This is a genomic window from Pontivivens nitratireducens (assembly GCF_014235845.1).
GTDB lineage: Bacteria > Pseudomonadota > Alphaproteobacteria > Rhodobacterales > Rhodobacteraceae > Pontivivens > Pontivivens nitratireducens.
In genome coordinates this window covers 33930-50321 of sequence record NZ_JACJUQ010000008.1, presented here as the reverse complement: position 1 = coordinate 50321, position 16392 = coordinate 33930, and the positions used below count along the sequence as shown (strand labels likewise).

The 16392-nt window shown below is 65.4% G+C and carries 16 protein-coding genes and 1 tRNA gene; 13 read left to right on the top strand and 4 right to left on the bottom strand.

Annotated features, from left to right (window positions below; translation table 11 throughout):
• Nucleotides 1–8: 8 nt before the first annotated feature.
• Complete coding sequence (locus H1S03_RS10560) at nucleotides 9–857, top strand: glutathione S-transferase (protein WP_185804410.1); 849 nt, start codon at nucleotides 9–11, stop codon at nucleotides 855–857.
• Here the strand turns inward: H1S03_RS10560 and truA are convergent.
• Nucleotides 839–1636, bottom strand: coding sequence for a tRNA pseudouridine(38-40) synthase TruA (gene truA / locus H1S03_RS10555; RefSeq protein WP_185804409.1), 798 nt, complete (start codon nucleotides 1634–1636; stop codon nucleotides 839–841). The two genes, H1S03_RS10560 and truA, sit on opposite strands and share 19 nt — an antisense overlap.
• Nucleotides 1637–1732: 96 nt before the next feature.
• Here truA and H1S03_RS10550 point away from each other — a divergent pair, with 96 nt between their 5' ends.
• The 3 genes from H1S03_RS10550 to H1S03_RS10540 are packed head-to-tail and all read left to right on the top strand — an operon-like array spanning nucleotide 1733 to nucleotide 4594.
• The gene (locus H1S03_RS10550; RefSeq protein WP_430700902.1) at nucleotides 1733–3154 is read left to right on the top strand and encodes a YcjX family GTP-binding protein; all 1422 of its coding nucleotides are present in this window, start codon (nucleotides 1733–1735) and stop codon (nucleotides 3152–3154) included.
• Nucleotides 3151–4155, top strand: coding sequence for a YcjF family protein (locus H1S03_RS10545; protein WP_185804408.1), 1005 nt, complete (start codon nucleotides 3151–3153; stop codon nucleotides 4153–4155). Before H1S03_RS10550 ends, H1S03_RS10545 begins: the two co-directional genes overlap by 4 nt.
• Nucleotides 4156–4162: 7 nt before the next feature.
• Entirely contained in the window at nucleotides 4163–4594 is a 432-nt protein-coding gene (locus tag H1S03_RS10540) for a GNAT family N-acetyltransferase (protein WP_185804407.1), read from the top strand.
• Nucleotides 4595–4635: 41 nt separating this feature from the next.
• On the opposite strand, the gene H1S03_RS10535 is transcribed toward H1S03_RS10540, so the two are convergent.
• On the bottom strand, nucleotides 4636–5973 hold the full coding sequence (locus H1S03_RS10535) for an amidase (protein WP_185804406.1): 1338 nt from the start codon (nucleotides 5971–5973) through the stop codon (nucleotides 4636–4638).
• Between the two features lie 84 nt (nucleotides 5974–6057).
• Between H1S03_RS10535 and H1S03_RS10530 the strand changes: the two genes are divergently transcribed.
• The 3 genes from H1S03_RS10530 (at nucleotide 6058) to H1S03_RS10520 (ending at nucleotide 11146) form a co-directional block, all read left to right on the top strand.
• Nucleotides 6058–7284 (top strand): UbiH/UbiF/VisC/COQ6 family ubiquinone biosynthesis hydroxylase, encoded by a 1227-nt coding sequence (locus tag H1S03_RS10530; RefSeq protein ID WP_185804405.1) that lies wholly within the window; start codon nucleotides 6058–6060, stop codon nucleotides 7282–7284.
• Nucleotides 7285–7418: 134 nt separating this feature from the next.
• Nucleotides 7419–8624, top strand: a complete 1206-nt coding sequence (locus tag H1S03_RS10525) for an aminotransferase class I/II-fold pyridoxal phosphate-dependent enzyme (protein ID WP_185804404.1) — start codon at nucleotides 7419–7421, stop codon at nucleotides 8622–8624.
• The gene (locus tag H1S03_RS10520; RefSeq protein ID WP_185804403.1) at nucleotides 8621–11146 is read left to right on the top strand and encodes a DNA translocase FtsK; all 2526 of its coding nucleotides are present in this window, start codon (nucleotides 8621–8623) and stop codon (nucleotides 11144–11146) included. Before H1S03_RS10525 ends, H1S03_RS10520 begins: the two co-directional genes overlap by 4 nt.
• A gap of 102 nt (nucleotides 11147–11248) precedes the next feature.
• Here H1S03_RS10520 and H1S03_RS10515 read toward each other — a convergent pair whose 3' ends face one another.
• On the bottom strand, nucleotides 11249–11824 hold the full coding sequence (locus H1S03_RS10515; protein ID WP_185804402.1) for a PhnA domain-containing protein: 576 nt from the start codon (nucleotides 11822–11824) through the stop codon (nucleotides 11249–11251).
• A gap of 180 nt (nucleotides 11825–12004) precedes the next feature.
• Here H1S03_RS10515 and H1S03_RS10510 point away from each other — a divergent pair, with 180 nt between their 5' ends.
• From H1S03_RS10510 to H1S03_RS10495, 4 genes are all read left to right on the top strand, one after another.
• On the top strand, nucleotides 12005–12607 hold the full coding sequence (locus tag H1S03_RS10510) for a LolA family protein (RefSeq protein WP_185804401.1): 603 nt from the start codon (nucleotides 12005–12007) through the stop codon (nucleotides 12605–12607).
• Between the two features lie 105 nt (nucleotides 12608–12712).
• Nucleotides 12713–13624 (top strand): sulfite exporter TauE/SafE family protein, encoded by a 912-nt coding sequence (locus tag H1S03_RS10505; RefSeq protein ID WP_166193317.1) that lies wholly within the window; start codon nucleotides 12713–12715, stop codon nucleotides 13622–13624.
• A complete protein-coding gene (locus tag H1S03_RS10500) occupies nucleotides 13624–14388 on the top strand; it encodes a TIGR02186 family protein (RefSeq protein WP_185804400.1) in 765 nt (254 codons plus the stop codon). Before H1S03_RS10505 ends, H1S03_RS10500 begins: the two co-directional genes overlap by 1 nt.
• A gap of 87 nt (nucleotides 14389–14475) precedes the next feature.
• Nucleotides 14476–15699: a glycerate kinase type-2 family protein gene (locus tag H1S03_RS10495; protein ID WP_185804399.1), complete on the top strand. Its 1224-nt coding sequence runs from the start codon at nucleotides 14476–14478 to the stop codon at nucleotides 15697–15699.
• A 6-nt stretch (nucleotides 15700–15705) separates the two neighbouring features.
• Here the strand turns inward: H1S03_RS10495 and H1S03_RS10490 are convergent.
• Nucleotides 15706–15782, bottom strand: a tRNA-His gene (locus H1S03_RS10490).
• Nucleotides 15783–15879: 97 nt separating this feature from the next.
• Between H1S03_RS10490 and H1S03_RS10485 the strand changes: the two genes are divergently transcribed.
• On the top strand, nucleotides 15880–16089 hold the full coding sequence (locus tag H1S03_RS10485; RefSeq protein ID WP_166193308.1) for a DUF6324 family protein: 210 nt from the start codon (nucleotides 15880–15882) through the stop codon (nucleotides 16087–16089).
• Between the two features lie 58 nt (nucleotides 16090–16147).
• A complete protein-coding gene (locus tag H1S03_RS10480) occupies nucleotides 16148–16360 on the top strand; it encodes a DUF3072 domain-containing protein (RefSeq protein WP_185804398.1) in 213 nt (70 codons plus the stop codon).
• The last annotated feature ends 32 nt before the right edge of the window (nucleotides 16361–16392 follow it).

The following is a 16392-nucleotide window of genomic DNA, read 5'->3' as shown; positions in this document are numbered from 1 at the left end:
GATTTGACATGACATGGACTCTCATCATCGGGGACCGGACCTATTCCAGCTGGTCGCTGCGCGGCTGGCTGCTGTTCGAGGCTTTCGACATTCCGGTGAAGGTCAGACAATACCCGATGTATTCCGACGCGCTGGCCGCCGCCCTGCGTGCGGTTCCCAGCGGCAGCAATCTGGTGCCGCAGATGGTCGCGGCAGACGGGTGCGCGGTCTGGGATACGCTGGCCATGGCCGAAACACTGGCCGAGGATCATCCGCAGATGTGGCCTGCCGATGCCGGGCAGCGGGCACGGGCACGCTCGATGGTGGCGGAGGTGCATTCCGGCTTCACCGCGCTGCGCGGCGCATGCGGCATGAATCTGCGCCACGTCTATGACGGATTCGCGCCGAGCGACGCGGTCCGCCGCGATCTGGCAAGGGTCGAGAGCCTGTGGGCAGGCGCGGATGGCTGGCTGTTCGACACGTATTCCATCGCGGACGTTTTCTTCGCCCCCATCGCCACCCGTATTGTCACATATGGCTTGCCCGTGTCGGAAAGGGCGCGGGACTATGTGCAGCGGCATCTCGATCACGGGCCGTTGCGGCGGTGGCGCGCGATGGGACTGGCGGAGAATTTCGTGCAGCCCGGCTATGACCTCGACCTGTCGCGCGGTCCCTGGCCGGGTGAGCGTATCCCGGCGGAGGCGGTGGCGTCCGGAACCCCGGTCAATCAGACGTGCCCCTATTCCGGTGCCCCAGTCCGTCCCGACGCAATGGCGCGGATCGACGGGCGGATCATCGCGTTCTGCAATCCGTTCTGCCGCGACAAATCGGTGGCCGATCCGGGCGCGTGGCCGGGGCTTCAGCCTCTCTTGCGATAGGTGGGGGTCGGGCCGGGCGTCAGCGTGGCGAACGGATCCTCGGGGTAGCCGACATGCATCAGGTACAGCCCGCAGGCGGGCGCGACCGTGCCGCAGGCCGTGCGGTCGCGTGCTTCGAGGGCGGTCGTCACATCCTCGGGCCGCCACGCGCCCGCGCCGACCCGCTCCAGCGTTCCGGCGAAGCTGCGGACCTGATTGTGCAGGAATGACCGCGCCTTGACATGCAGGTGCACCTCATCGCCCACGCGGCGCACATCCAGACGGTCCAGCGTCTTGACCGGGCTGGCGGCCTGACAGGCGGTGGACCGGAACGTTGTGAAATCGTGCTGCCCCAGCAGGCGGTCCGCACCGGCCTGCATCGCGGCCTCATCCATGCGCTGACGCACCTGCCAGACCAGCCCGTCATCAATCGCGGCGGGTGAGCGGCGCGACAGGATACGGTAGAGATATGTCCGGTCGAGCGCCGAAAACCGCGCGTGCCAGTCATCCGCGACCCGTGCGGCGGCGGTGATGGCGATGGGCTTGGGGCGCAGATGCTGATTGATCGCCTGACTCAACCGATATGTATCCCACTCCCGATCCAGATCGACATGGGCGACCTGCGCGCGGGCATGAACGCCTGAATCCGTGCGCCCCGCGCCCGTGACCAGGGGGGCCTCTCGCAGGAATTTCGCCAGCGCAGCCTCGATCGCGGCCTGAACGGAGGGCGCGTTGTCCTGACGTTGCCAGCCGGAAAATGGCAGGCCGTGATATTCGATGCGAAGCGCGTATCTGGGCATCCGCTGGCCCTACCTCGTGCGTCCGCTTTTGCCAAGACCCTCGCAACCGCGCCGCATCCGCTCCATATACCACACGAACGTTTGCGGAGGGATCCCTTGAGACTGACCGATATCACCGGAGGAATGCTACGCAGCGTCGAGGAGGCGCAGAGCGCCACCCGCGAGGCCCTGTTCGACCCGGTGATCCGGCTGGGCGTCACGGGGTTGAGCAGGGCAGGCAAGACCGTGTTCATCACCTCGCTGGTCGCGAACCTGCTGAACCGGGGACGGATGCCGCAATTGCAGGCCGCTGCCGATGGGCGGATCGAGGTGGCCTTCCTGCAACCGCAACCTGACGACACCATTCCCAGATTCGATTTCGAGCGGCATCTGGCGGCGCTGAGCGGTCCCGACCCGCACTGGCCCGACAGCACCCGCGCGATCAGCCAGCTTCGCCTGTCGCTGAAGGTGCGGCGCGGCAACTGGATCAGCGGGTTGAGCGGCCCGCGCACCGTGCATCTGGACATCGTGGACTATCCCGGCGAATGGCTGCTGGACCTGCCGCTGATGGGGATGAGCTATGCCGATTGGTCGCAAGGCGTGCTGAACGGTGCGCGGCAGCCCGCCCGCGCAACCCTTGCCGCGCCGTGGTTGAGCGTGCTGGCCGATGCCGCGCCGGATGCCCCGTTGGATGAGGGGGAGGCACAGGCGCAGGCGCGGGCCTTTACCGGCTATCTGGCGGCGGTGCGCGGGGCAGGCCTGTCCGGCTTCGCCCCCGGTCGGTTCCTGATGCCCGGTGATCTGGAAGGCTCCCCCGCGCTGACCTTCGCGCCGCTGCCGGCGGGCAGGTACCGCTCCGGCACATTGGGGCGGGAATTCGAGCGGCGGTTCGAGGCGTACAAACGTCTGGTGGTCAAACCGTTCTTTCGCGATCATTTCTCACGCATCGACCGGCAGGTGGTGCTGGTGGATGCGCTGGGCGCGATCCATGCCGGTCCGCAAGCGGTGGAGGATCTGCGCCAATCCATGGCCGACATCCTGCAGGCGTTCCGGCCCGGACCCAACACCTGGCTCAGCTCCATCCTGGGGCGCAGGGTGGAGCGGGTTCTGTTCGCCGCGACCAAGGCGGACCACCTGCACCACAGTCAGCACGACCGTCTGGCCGCCATCATGTCCGCCCTCGTCGCGGATGCCCGGACCCGTGCCGATTTTCGCGGCGCCCGGACGGAGGCTCTGGCAATCGCCGCGTTGCGTGCGACCGTCGAACAGCGGGTGCAGCATCAGGGCGAAGCCCTTGATCTGGTGCGCGGGCGCCTGCTGGACACGGGCAAGGAGGCGGCCCTGCATGCGGGCGATCTGCCACGCGATCCGGGACAATTGCTGGCCCCCGCGCGCAAGGGGGCGGAAAAGTGGCTGGATGACAGCTATTCGGTGATGCAGTTCGCGCCGCCGCGCCTCGACCTGTCGCCCGGTGACGGCCCGCCGCATATCCGGCTGGACCGCGCCGCGGAATTCCTGATCGGAGATCGGCTGAGATGAGCGATATGCCAGACCCGCCCCGCCGGGGCCCCGTCTTTATCGAGGATTTGCCCGAGCATGACGTGACGCCCTCCACCGCGCCGCCCGTGCCCGATGCCAGCGGCGTGGCGATGGTCCGCGCGACAAAGGTTGCGGCACGGCGCAGCTCGTGGTTCTCCCGCATATTCTGGGCGGCGTTGACCTCGCTGGTCCTGATCATGATCGGGGACGCGGCGTGGTCCTTCGCGATGGACCTGATCGCGCGCAACGTCATTCTGGGACGCATCGTCATCGGTTTGATCGCGGTTGTGGCCCTGGGCATGGTTCTGGCGGTGGCGCGCGAACTGATCGGTCTGGTCCGGTTGGGGCGTGTCGATGCGCTGCGCACGCAGGCGGAGCGGGCGAAGCTGTCCGCCGACCGGGCCGAGGCGCTGAAGGTCACGGCAAGCCTGTCCAGCCTGTATGCCGGGCGTGCCGAACTGGCCCAGGCACAGGCCAACATGAAACGCGGCGCGGAGGAGGTGCTGGACGCCGACGCCCTGTTGAGCATGGCGGAGCGGGCCTATCTGACCTCGCTCGACGCCGCCGCGCGGGTGGAGATCGAGGTGGCGGCCCGTACCGTGGCGGGGGTCACGGCGCTGCTGCCGCTGGCGCTGGCGGACGTGGCCACGGCGCTGACGGCGAATTTGCGGATGATCCGGCGCATTGCGGAGATCTATGGCGGCAGGGCCGGTTTTCTGGGGTCGTGGCGCCTGTTCAAGACGGTGGCCGCGCATCTGATCGCCACCGGCGCTGTGGCCGTGGGCGACGATATGATCGGCGCGGTCGCGGGCGGCGGCCTGCTGTCGAAATTGTCGCGCCGGTTCGGTGAGGGCGTGGTCAACGGTGCCCTGACCGCACGGGTCGGGGTCGCGGCGATGGATGTCTGCCGGCCGCTTCCCTTCGAAGCCTTGCGCAAACCGTCGGTCACGAACATCCTGCAACGCGCGATGACGGGGATGATTCCGTCTCGCAAGGAGTGAGCGACCCATGACCGAGATCATTCGATTCGTGACGGACGAAGACGACCTGTCCGCCTGTCTTGCCCTGCGGCATGAGGTTTTCGTGCGTGAACAGGGCGTCAGCCCCGCGGATGAGCTGGACGGCATGGATGCGGAATGTCTGCACATCCTCGCCCGGATCGGGGGGCAGCCTGTGGGGGCGGCCCGGATCCTGATCCGCGATGAGGTGGCCAAGATCGGGCGGGTCTGCGTTTTGCCCGCGATGCGCGGCAGCGGGCTTGGCGGACGGATGCTGGAGGTGATGCTGGCGGAACTGGCCGAAATGCCGCAGGTGCGTCGCGCCAAGCTCGGCTCGCAGATCGCCGCGATCACACTCTACGCCCGCGCCGGGTTTGAGCCGGTCGGTCCGCGCTACATGGAGGCCGGGCTGGAGCATCAGGACATGGAACTTTCGCTGTAGGGGGGGCGTCTGCTGTAGGGAAACGTTCGCAGCCGCCGCGCCTATATCACCGCGAGCGCACGCTCCATTCCCGCACCGATGCGCAGCAGGGCCTCCTCCTGCAAGGGGCCGCGCATGGCGGTGATGCCGCACATCGGCGTGGCCGTGGGCAATTGCAACGCCGCCAGTCCCATCAGGTTGGCGATCCGCGTGTTGCGCAGCGCCATAAGGTTCTGCGCCCTGTAATATGCGCCGTCGCTGGCCAGCCGCGCGATGTCGGGGGGCAGGATGGGCGCGCTGGGGATCAGGACAGCATCATAGGTGGCCGTCGCGGCGGCATACTCGGCCCGCAATGCGGTCAGGGTGGTCCGGGCGCGCAGATACTCCACCGCGCTGACATCCGCCCCGGCGCGAAAACGCTCGCGCACCTCGGCGAACATCACCTCCGGCGCGCTTTCGATCAATTCACCCTGAATGGCGTAGGCTTCGGGGGCGAACAGTTTGGCCGAGAGCGGCATCGCGCGGGCCACCGCGTCGATCCTGCCGCGCACGATGCTGGCCCCTGCCGTGGCGATGCGGTCCACGGCATCCTCGAACGCGGCCAGCGGCGCATCGTCGATCTCTTCCAGGGCGGATGTCTCCAACACCAGAAACCGTTTGCCGCGCACCTCGCACGCCTTCAGATCGACGGGCTTGCCCCCCTCGATCAGGGCGAGGGTGGCCGCTGCGTCCTCGACCGTTCGGCACAATGGGCCGATGGAATCGAAGAAGGTCGCCAATGGAACCACACCGCGCAGCGACACGCGCGGTGCCGTCGTCTTCAGCCCGACCAGATCGTTCCACGCCGCGGGCACCCGCACCGATCCGCCGGTATCCGATCCGATGCCCGCAGCCGCCAGCCCGAACGCGACAGAGGCCGCCGCCCCCGATGACGATCCCCCCGGCGCCAGCGCGGGATCGTGGATATTGGGCGGCGTTGCCGTGATCGGGTTGTAGCCCAGCCCGGCAAAGGCGAGTTCCGTCAGATGCGTCTTGCCCAGACAGATCGAGCCGCCCAGCGTCGCCGCGCGCAGCACGTCCGCGTCATGCGCCGGAATGCGGTCCTTCATCAGGGCGGTTCCGGCCTCGGTTGGGGCTCCGGCGCTGTCGATCAAGTCCTTCCATGAGATCGGAACCCCGTCGAGCGGCCCCCTGCGGGTGCCGCTGCGCGCCCGCCTGTGTGCGGCCTCCGCCTCCGCCCGCGCGCGCTGTGGCGTGGTACATGTATAGATCCGATCCGTGTCGGGATGGGTGGCGATAGCCTCCAGAAAAGCCTCCGCCACATCGCGCGGATCGAGCGTTCCCGCGTCGATGTCCCGGCCAAGGTCACAGGCGGGGCGAAAAGTCAGGTCGTTCGTCATGGGCATCTCCGGATCGCTTTGTCGCACGCTATCGAGAGCGCACACGATGGACAATTCCCATGCGCGCGCCCTAGATAAACGGACATGGAAAAAGATACAGATATCGCCATCGTCGGCGGCGGCCTGAATGGCCCTCTCCTCGCCTTAGCGCTGAGCCGTGCGGGATTCCACGTGACCGTGCTGGATGCCGTTCCGGTCGAGGTGCACACCGATCCCGATTTCGACGGGCGGTCCTATGCTCTCGCGCTCGGTTCGAAGAACCTGCTGCGGGCGCTGGACCTGTGGGACGGTCTGGCCGACATGGCGCAACCGATCGAGGATATCGTGGTCGCGGACGGACGCGCCGGGTTTGGCGCGACGGCGCACCACGTGCATTTCGACCATCATGAGCTGGAGGAGGGCCCCTTCGGCGTGATGGTCGAGGATCGACACTTGCGTGCCGCCCTGATCGCGGCGGTTCAGGCCGACGACCGGATCGAGATGCGCGCCCCGGCCCGCGTCGTCGCACAGCAGACCGATGCCCGGGGCGCCGCCCTGACGTTGGAGGATGGCACGGTTCTGACCTGCAAGCTGATTGTCGGGTGCGACGGTCGCGGGTCCGATACGGCCAGCCGCGCGGGGATCCGGCGAATGCAGACGGATTACCATCAGACCAGTCTGGTCTGCGCGCTGGAGCATGAGCGCCCTCATGACGGGGTGGCGCATCAGATGTTCTTCGCCCAGGGGCCGCTGGCGATCCTGCCCCTGCGCGGCAACCGCGTGTCCATCGTCTGGACGGAAAGCACAGAGCTGGCGCAAGCAATACAGGCGCTGGACGATGACAACTATCTGGCCGCCCTCGCGCCGCGTTTCGGTGATTTTCTGGGCGATGTCCAACTATCAGGCGCGCGTTACGCCTATCCGCTGGGGCTGAGCCTGGCCGAGCACTGGACGGCGGAGCGTGTGGTGCTGGTCGGGGATGCCGCGCATGGGATTCATCCGCTGGCCGGGCAGGGGCTGAATCTGGGCCTGCGCGACGTGGCGACCCTGGCCGAGGTGCTGACCGACGCCAAAAGACGCGGCGAGGACTGGGCGCGTGGCCCGGTGCTGGAGCGTTATGCCCGGTGGCGGCGGTTCGACACAGCGGGTCTGGCAATGGCCACCGACGGGCTGAACCGTCTGTTCTCCAATGACAACACGCTGCTGCGCGGTTTGCGCGATCTCGGGCTGGGTGCGGTAAACGCGACCGCGCCCCTGCGCCGGGGCTTCATGCGTGAGGCAGCCGGGCTTGGCGGCGATCTGCCCCGTCTGATGCGGGGGCGCCCTTTGTAGGAGGCGCTGCCTCCGGCGGGGATATTTCGGGAAAGTGAAAACGAGGCCCTGCGCGTCGGACTGGACCGGGGGGCGTGTTCGGGGCTATGGTGGAAGGTGAAACGGGGCGCAATGATCCCGGTCACGAGGCACATATGCAGTATCCCCAGCGGTTTTCCGATTTGCCGGAATATGCTTTCCCGCGCCTGCGCGCGCTGCTCGACCCGGTTTCGCCCGGGGGCGAGCCTTTGCCGATGTCGATCGGGGAGCCGATGCATCCTTTGCCGCCGATGTTGGACGAAGTGCTGGCGCAAAACACCGCCGGCTTTGCGAAATATCCGCCGAACGAGGGGGTGCCGGCCCTGCGCAGCGCCATCTGCGATTGGGTGTCGCGCCGCTATCAGGTGGAACTGGACGCGGATCGGCATGTCCTGCCCCTGAACGGTACGCGCGAGGGGCTGTTCGCGGCCTGTATCGCGCTGGTGCCGGAAACCAAGAACGGCGCGCGGCCTGTCGTGTTGCTGCCCAATCCCTTCTATCAATGCTACGCGGTGTCCGCGATGACCGCCGGGGCGCAGCCCGTCTATGTTCCCGCCACCGCCGACAATGGCTTCCTGCCGGATTTCGCAGCCGTGCCCCGGGATTTGCTGGAGCGGACGGCGGCAGTCTACATGTGCTCACCGGCCAATCCGCAAGGGGCGGTCGCGGATGAGTCCTATTGGAACGATTTGCTGAACCTGGCGGAGGAACATGATTTCCGCATCTTCGCGGATGAATGCTATTCAGAAATCTACCGCGATGCACCGCCCGTTGGTGCCCTGAGCGTGGCGCTGGATCACGACCCCGAGCGGGTCATGGCATTCCACAGCCTGTCGAAGAGGTCGAACCTGCCGGGCCTGCGATCCGGGTTCTGCGCTGGCGGGCCGCGCACCATCGCGGCGATGAAGCAGCTCCGCTCCTATGCCGGGGCGCCCCTGCCGATCCCGGCGCAGATGGCGGCGGCGGCGGTCTGGGCGGATGAGGCGCATGTTGACGCAAACCGCGCCTTGTATGCCGAGAAATTCGATCTGGCGGACCGCATTCTGGCGGACATGCCGGGCTATACATCACCGCAGGCGGGGTTCTTCCTGTGGATCGCGGTGCGTGATGATGAGGAAATGACCGTAAGGCTGTGGCGCGAGGACGGGGTGAAGGTTCTGCCCGGCTCGTATCTCAGCCGCGATACCGATCTGCGGCTGGGCGGTGGCAATCCGGGTGCGGGCTACATCCGGGTGGCGCTGGTCGCGCCCAAACAGGACGTCGCGCGTGGCTTGCAGGCGATCCGCGCACAGATCGAGAGCGAACGAGGAGCAGCGACATGACCTATTTTACGTCGAACCGCACACGCGATCCCTTCATCCCCTCGGGCTTGCAGGCCGCGTTGGGGCAGGGGGCGGGGCGCGCGCTCGGGCTGGTTCTGATCGTTCTGGCGCTGCTCATCTGCGCGATGCTGTGGACGTGGACGCCGGACGATCCCAGCTTTTTCAACTCGGTGGACCGTGCCCCGCAAAACGCGCTGGGCCATGTCGGTGCCAGCATTTCCGAAGTGCTGATGCGCGCGATCGGGTGGGCCGCCTGGGCGCTGCCGGTCAGCCTCGGGGTCTGGGGTTGTCGCCTCACCTTCAGGCGTGGCGAGGGCAGGTTCGTTCCGGGGATCATGCTGCTGTTGCCGGTGATCGCGCTGACGGCGGTGTTTGCCGCGATGCACTTGCCGCCGGTGCGCTGGTTGCCTGATTACGGTCTGGGCGGGCAATTCGGTGATGGCATCGGGGCACTGGCGCTGGCCGTCATGCCGCTGTCGATGACGCTGGCGGTTCCTGTCCTTGCCGTGGCGCTGGGCATTGCGTTGATCGTGCTGGGCTCGATTGCGCTGGGTGTCGATCGTGGGGAATGGCAAAGTGTCGTGAGGTTCCTGCGGACCGGGTTGCGATCCGTGCTGGACGGGGTCGTCGCGGTGGGTGGCTTGATCTGGGCGCAGCGCAGTCGTCTGGCCCGCCCGGAAAGGGAGGCGGTCGCAGAACCGGTTAAGACCCGCCGCGCCGAACCCGGTTTCGACGCCGGTGCGCGCGAGGACCAGCCAGCCGCGCGCCCCGATACGGCGAACCTGATGCAGCGTTTGCGCGCCACCCAGGATGAAGACGCGGACGGTGAAATGGACGAATATGATCAGGTGATCGAAGAGGCGGTCGCGCCCGCCCGCACCGACCCGACCTTCCGCCCTGTCGTGCAGCACAAGCCGGTCAAGCCGACCGTCAAAAGCCGTACCGCGCAGGAGGAGGAGCAACCCCGCCTAGGCTTCGAGCCCGAGGGTGAGGTCGAAGCCTATGACCGACCGGCGCTGTCCTTGCTGGAAAGCACCGCAGGCATCGTCAGGACACATCTCAGCGATGAGGCGCTGGAGCAGAACGCCCGCATGCTGGAAAGCGTGCTGGACGATTACGGCATTCGGGGTGAGATCGTGTCGGTCAAACCCGGGCCTGTCGTCACGATGTACGAGCTGGAACCGGCACCGGGCCTCAAGGCGTCGCGGGTCATCGGACTTGCCGATGACATCGCGCGATCGATGTCTGCCTTGGCGGCGCGAGTCTCCACCGTGCCGGGCCGCAGCATCATCGGCATCGAATTGCCCAATGAAAACAGGGAAAAGGTCCTGCTGCGTGAGATCCTGTCCGCCGCGTCCTATGGTGACAGCAAGCACAAGCTGCCGCTGGCGCTGGGCAAGGATATCGGCGGCGACCCGATTGTCGCGAACCTCGCCCGTATGCCGCATTTGCTGATCGCGGGAACCACGGGATCGGGCAAGTCCGTCGCGATCAACACCATGATCCTCAGCCTGCTCTATCGTCTGGGGCCGGAGGATTGCCGGATGATCATGATCGACCCCAAGATGCTGGAACTCAGCGTCTATGATGGCATTCCCCATCTGCTCAGCCCGGTCGTTACCGATCCGAAAAAGGCTGTCGTGGCCCTGAAATGGACCGTGGCGGAGATGGAGGAGCGCTATCGCAAGATGTCCAAGATGGGCGTTCGCAACATCGACGGCTACAACAGCAAGGTGGCGGATGCGCTGGCAAAGGGTGAGAACTTCTCACGCACCGTGCAGACCGGATTTGATGAGGATACCGGTGAGCCGATCTTCGAGACGGAGGAGTTCGCCCCCGAAAAGATGCCGTTCATCGTCGTCATCGTGGATGAGATGGCCGATCTGATGATGGTGGCTGGCAAGGAAATCGAGGCGTGTATTCAACGCCTTGCGCAGATGGCGCGGGCGTCGGGTATCCACCTGATCATGGCGACGCAGCGTCCATCGGTGGATGTTATCACCGGTACGATCAAGGCGAACTTTCCGACGCGGATTTCCTTTCAGGTCACATCGAAGATCGATTCCCGCACCATTTTGGGAGAGATGGGTGCCGAGCAGTTGCTGGGCATGGGCGACATGCTCTACATGGCCGGCGGCGGTCGGGTGACACGGGTTCACGGACCCTTCGTTTCTGATGAGGAGGTCGAGGACGTCGTCAATCACCTCAAGGCGCTGGGTGCCCCCGAATACGTCTCGGGCGTGGTGGACGGTCCCGATGATGAGGCGGAAAGCGATATTGACCTTGTCCTGGGCCTCGGCGGCAATACCGGATCCGAGGACGCCCTCTACGATCAAGCGGTTGGCATCGTCGCGCGTGACCGGAAATGTTCGACCAGCTATATCCAGCGCAAACTGGCCATCGGCTATAACAAGGCCGCGCGGCTGGTTGAGCAGATGGAGGATAACGGCGTTGTTTCGCAAGCCAACAAGGTTGGCAAACGTGACATTCTGGTGCCGGAAATCGCGAATGGGCATTCCTGATTTTCGCCATCACGGCGCTGCTGGTCCCGTATTGGATTGCTAAACGCTTGGCGTTAATTCTGTGGTAACGAACTTACGCCAGTCTATAGGGGCTGGGGGCTCTCACCCCTGCTTCTTCACGAACTGTGTCAGGATGACGATCCGCTCACCGTTCACGCGGCCCTCGATTTGCTCGTCGTTGTCGGGGACGAGGGTTATGCCGCGCACGGCGGTGCCTCGCTTGGCGGTTTTGCTGGAACCCTTGACGTTCAGATCCTTGATGAGCGTTACCGTGTCGCCGTCCGCCAGCGCCGCGCCATTGCTGTCACGATGGGTTGGCTCCACCATAGGCGCAGGCGCACGCAATTCGGCCCAGGCCTGCGTTTCCTCATCCAGCCAAAGCTGCGATTTCAGATCCGCTGCCCAGTCGAGCCGCTGCAATCCGCTGAGGATACGCCACGCGACGACCTGCACGGGTGGCACGGGGGTCCACATCGTCCGCTCCAGCGCGCGCCAGTGATCCGGCGTGCCCAGGTCGCGGGTCTCCAACCGACCCCGGCATTCACCGCAGGTCAGCACGGCAGCGCTGTCGGCATAGCCCTCGGGCGGGGTCAGGGCGAAGGGTGCGAGATCCTCGGTCCCGCGGCACAGTTCGCACGCGCCCTCCGCACGGGTCATAAGGTCGTCGATCTGGGCCATAGGTGCACTCCCCCACAAGGTTTCCACGGGCCTTAGCACTTGCGCGGGCCGACCTCTACCCACGGATGCCCCGCGCGGAAATATCCACGTTCGACAGGTGCCGGGCCCTTATCGAGCGGCTCGCGTCAAAGTTATCCGGCGCATATGGAACGGAAGCCCATGCTCACGCATATGTAGGGAATGGATAGACGCAATTTCATAGCGGGCCTGACGGCCCTTGGTGCAAGTGGCCTCGCGACGGCAGGTCATGCGCAGGGAGCGGATGAACTCGCACGGATCGACGCATATCTGAACGCGATGCGATCCGCACAGGGAACGTTCGTTCAGTTCAACGCGGACGGTTCCAGCTCGCAGGGCGAATACTGGATCAAGAAGCCGGGCCTGATGAAGTTCGAATATGCCGATCCGCACCCGCACGTCATCGTGGCGGATGGAACCTGGGTGGCAGTCGTGGATCGCGCTTCGAACGACGAACCGCACCAATATCCCATCAGTCAGACCCCGTTGAACCTGATCCTGCGCGATCGGATTGATCTGCTGAATTCAGGCGCGGTGCAGCGGGTCGTCAAGTCGGGCAGCCGCACGACGTTGATGGCGGTGGACCCGAATGAGCGTGATACAGGCTCGCTCGAACTGGTCTTTGATGAGAACCCGCTCGCCCTGCGCGAATGGGTCACGATCAATCCGCAAGGTCAGCGCACGACCGTGCGGTTGAACTCGATGCAGCAGAATGTCGAACTGCCGCGCCGCATGTTCTCGATCCAGGCCGAGGCGCGTCGTTAAAAACCTCCTTTTCGGAGGGGGCAATCGGTGACTGGCGGGTTGTGTGCCGCATGGCAACCCGCCAGAATGAGCGTAACGTCACGTTCGTGCCCGGAAAGGGCTTCCATGCAGCTCTACCTGCCAATAGCCGAGGTTTCGGTCAATCTGTTCCTGTTGCTGGGCCTTGGCCTGATCGTGGGCATATTGTCCGGCATGTTCGGTGTCGGCGGTGGGTTCCTGCTGACGCCGCTGCTGATCTTCATCGGTATCCCGCCGGCTGTTGCGGTGGCCACGCAGGCGCCGCAGATTACCGGGTTGAGCTTTTCAGGCGCGCTGGCGCATCTGAGGCGGCGAACCGTCGATATCAAGATGGGCCTCGTCCTGCTGGCAGGGGGCCTGCTCGGGTCGCTGGTCGGGGTGCGCATCTTCAAGTTGTTGAGCGAACTGGGGCAGGTCGAACTGCTCGTATCGCTGTGCTATGTCGTCTTTCTGGGCGTCATCGGCGGGCTGATGTTCATCGAGAGCGTCAACACGTTGCGCAAGTCGCGAAAACCCGGCCACGTGCCCGTGCGCAAACGGCACGTCTGGGTGCATCGCCTGCCGATCAAGATGCGATTTCGGACGTCGCACTTGTATATTTCAGCTATACCGCCATTCGCCATCGGATTTGTCGTCGGTATCCTGTCGGCCATCATGGGGGTGGGCGGCGGCTTCATCATGGTGCCGGCAATGATCTATCTGATCGGAATGCCGACAGCGGTTGTCGTGGGCACCTCGCTGTTTCAGATCATGTTCGTGACGGCCTTTACCACCATCCTGCACGCGACGCAGAACTATACCGTGGACACCCTGCTGGCGCTGCTGTTGCTGCTGGGCGGCGTGATCGGGGCCCAGATCGGGGCGATCATCGCGGTCAAGCTGAAGGCAGAGCAGTTGCGCATCGCCCTTGCGGGGATGGTGCTGGCCGTCTGTCTGAAGCTGGCCTTCGATCTGGTCGTGACGCCGGCGGATCTGTATTCCCTGACGGGGCAGATGTGATGCGGGGCTGGCTGATCGCACTGATGTTTCTGGCCGCTCTGGGCGTCGCCCGGGCCGAGGAAGTCGTCGCCGGGTTGAGCCAGAATCAGGTCTCGATCACAGCGTTTTTCGACGGCTCCGAGATTTTCGTGTTCGGCGCGGTGAAGCGGGAAGCGCCGCCGCCGCCGGGGGCTGGTCCCTTGCAGGTCCTCGTCTCCATCGTCGGGCCGGTGGGGCCGGTCACGGTGCGGCGCAAGGAACGTGTGGCGGGGATCTGGGTCAACACGGATGAGGTCGTGGTCGATCGTGCGCCCTATTTCTATGCCAATGCCTCCACCGTTCCGCTGCGCGAGATGCTATCGCACACCGATCAGATGCGGCACAGGATCGGGCTGCAATGGCTGGTCGGCCTGCGCGGCACGCCCGAGGATATCGCCAATCCTTTCGATTTTCGCGACTCCGTCGTGCGTCTGCGCAGCAATCAGGGGCTGTACAGGCAATTGCCCGGAACGGTTCGATTGCTGGAGGATACGCTGTTCGACGTGTCTGTCCCCCTGCCAGCCAATCTGGTCGAGGGGGATTACACCGCACGGGTTTTCCTGACCCGCGACCGCCGTGTCGTGGACAGTTTCGAGACGAACATCACGGTCCGTCGCGGCGGGTTGGAGGACTGGATCTATCGGCTCGCCCATGACCACCCCTTGATCTATGGCGTGTTGTCCGTGGCGCTGGCACTGGGGCTTGGCTGGGCTGCGGCGGCCGTGTTCAGATATGTGCGAAGCTAGGGCGACTGCCCGGATCAAACGGTTTCCGTCACCCGGTGGCATATCGCTATCGTTCCGGTTCGGGTGCAAGCGACGAAGGATGATGCGATGACTGCCCCCCGACACGTGCTGCGAGAGATGTTCGATGCTGCGGTGACCGCGGCGCTGCCCGCGCGCACGCTTGCGGCGCATCTGCCCGTGAAACCTGCGGGACGGGTCGTGGTGGTCGGCGCGGGGAAAGCCTCCGCCGCGATGGGGGCCGCGTTGGAGGCCGCGTGGGGCCCGTGCGAAGGCTTGATCGTCACGCGCTACGATCACGCGGTGCCCTGCGCCGGGATCGAGATCGTCGAGGCCGCGCACCCGGTGCCGGATCAGGCGGGTGCCGATGCAGCGAGGCGGATTCTGAACTTGGCGCAGGGTTTGGGTGAGGGCGACCTGATGATCGCGCTGATCTCGGGCGGAGGATCGTCGCTGCTGTCGCTGGGGGCGCCTGGGGTCTCGCTTACCGACAAGCAGATGCTCAACCGTGTGTTGCTAACGTCCGGCGCGTCGATTGATGAGATGAATTGCGTGCGAAAGCATGTGTCCGCGATCAAGGGCGGGCGTTTGGCGGCGGCTGCCTATCCGGCGCGGGTTCTGACGCTGGTCATCTCGGACGTGCCGGGTGACGATCCCTCGCACATCGCCTCGGGACCGACGGTGCCTGATGCCACGACATTGCAACAGGCGCGTGAGATCGTGGCCCGCTACCGTATGGTGCTGCCTGACAGCGTTACCGCCGCCCTGAACGACGACGCGAACGAAACGCCCAAGGAGTTGTCGCGGGCCGAATTGCGGATGATCGCGACGCCCATAACCTCGCTTCGGGCGGGGCAGGCGGTGTGCCCGCTGCCTTGCCTGATCCTGGGCGATGCGATCGAGGGGGAGGCCCGCGAGGTCGGTCGCGCCATGGCCGGGATCGCGCTGAGCGTGCGCCAGCACGGCGTGCCCATCGCGCCCCCCTGCGTGCTGTTGTCCGGCGGGGAAACGACCGTGACTCTGCCCGCCGACGCCACGGGACGCGGCGGGCGGAACGTGGAGTTCCTGATGGGCCTGATGGACGGGCTGGACGGCGCGCCGGGCATCCACGCCATCGCCTGCGATACAGACGGCGTGGATGGCGCGGCGGAGGTTGCAGGTGCCCTGATCGGACCGGACAGCGACCGCACCCGATTGCAGGCCGCGATGCAGGCCTATGACGGACACGGCTTCTTTGCCGGCATTGACGCACAGGTCATCACCGGCCCGACGCTGACCAACGTCAACGATTTTCGCGCCATTCTGATCGAGTGAGGAGAATGGTACCGACACCCCGGCTCGAACGGGGGACCTCTTGATCCACAATCAAGCGCTCTAACCTACTGAGCTATGTCGGCACTGCCCCGCGAGATACCGCTCGATTCTTCCGAATGCAAGGGGCGATCTGGACAGAGCACGTTCCGCGCGATAGGGCAGCGAAAAAGGAGAACGCTCATGGGCATCAACAGCGAAAGCGATATTGCAGCCAATATCCAGATCGGACCGACCGATCAGGGGATGGTCCGGCTTTACGTCGAGGCCGCAGGTGTGGACCTGCCGCTCGACTTCGACGCGGATGAGGCGGAGGAGATCGCCGAGGAATTGCGCGCCGCCGCCGCGCAGGCCCGCGTCGTGGCCGAAAGAATGGCCAAGAAGAAGCGGTAAGCCGTTTTGAAGCGGAATCCGCCCTCCACGCGTTCATTCGTCAGATGGAGGTATTTTCATGAGCAAGGTTGATGACGCACGCCGACAGGCGATGATCAATACGACGACGCCCGGAATCTATGACGCGGGCGGTCAGGCGATGACCCCGGCACAGGCCGAACGGCTGCGGGCCTTGAGCACCGTATGTGGTGAGGATTTCGACGCTTCCCTGTCCGAAGCCGACGCCGCCATTCGGATCGAGCAGTTGGAAAAGCGGGCCTCGCAGGAATGAGGGCGGCCTGCCCCGCATGACCTGCCCCGCAT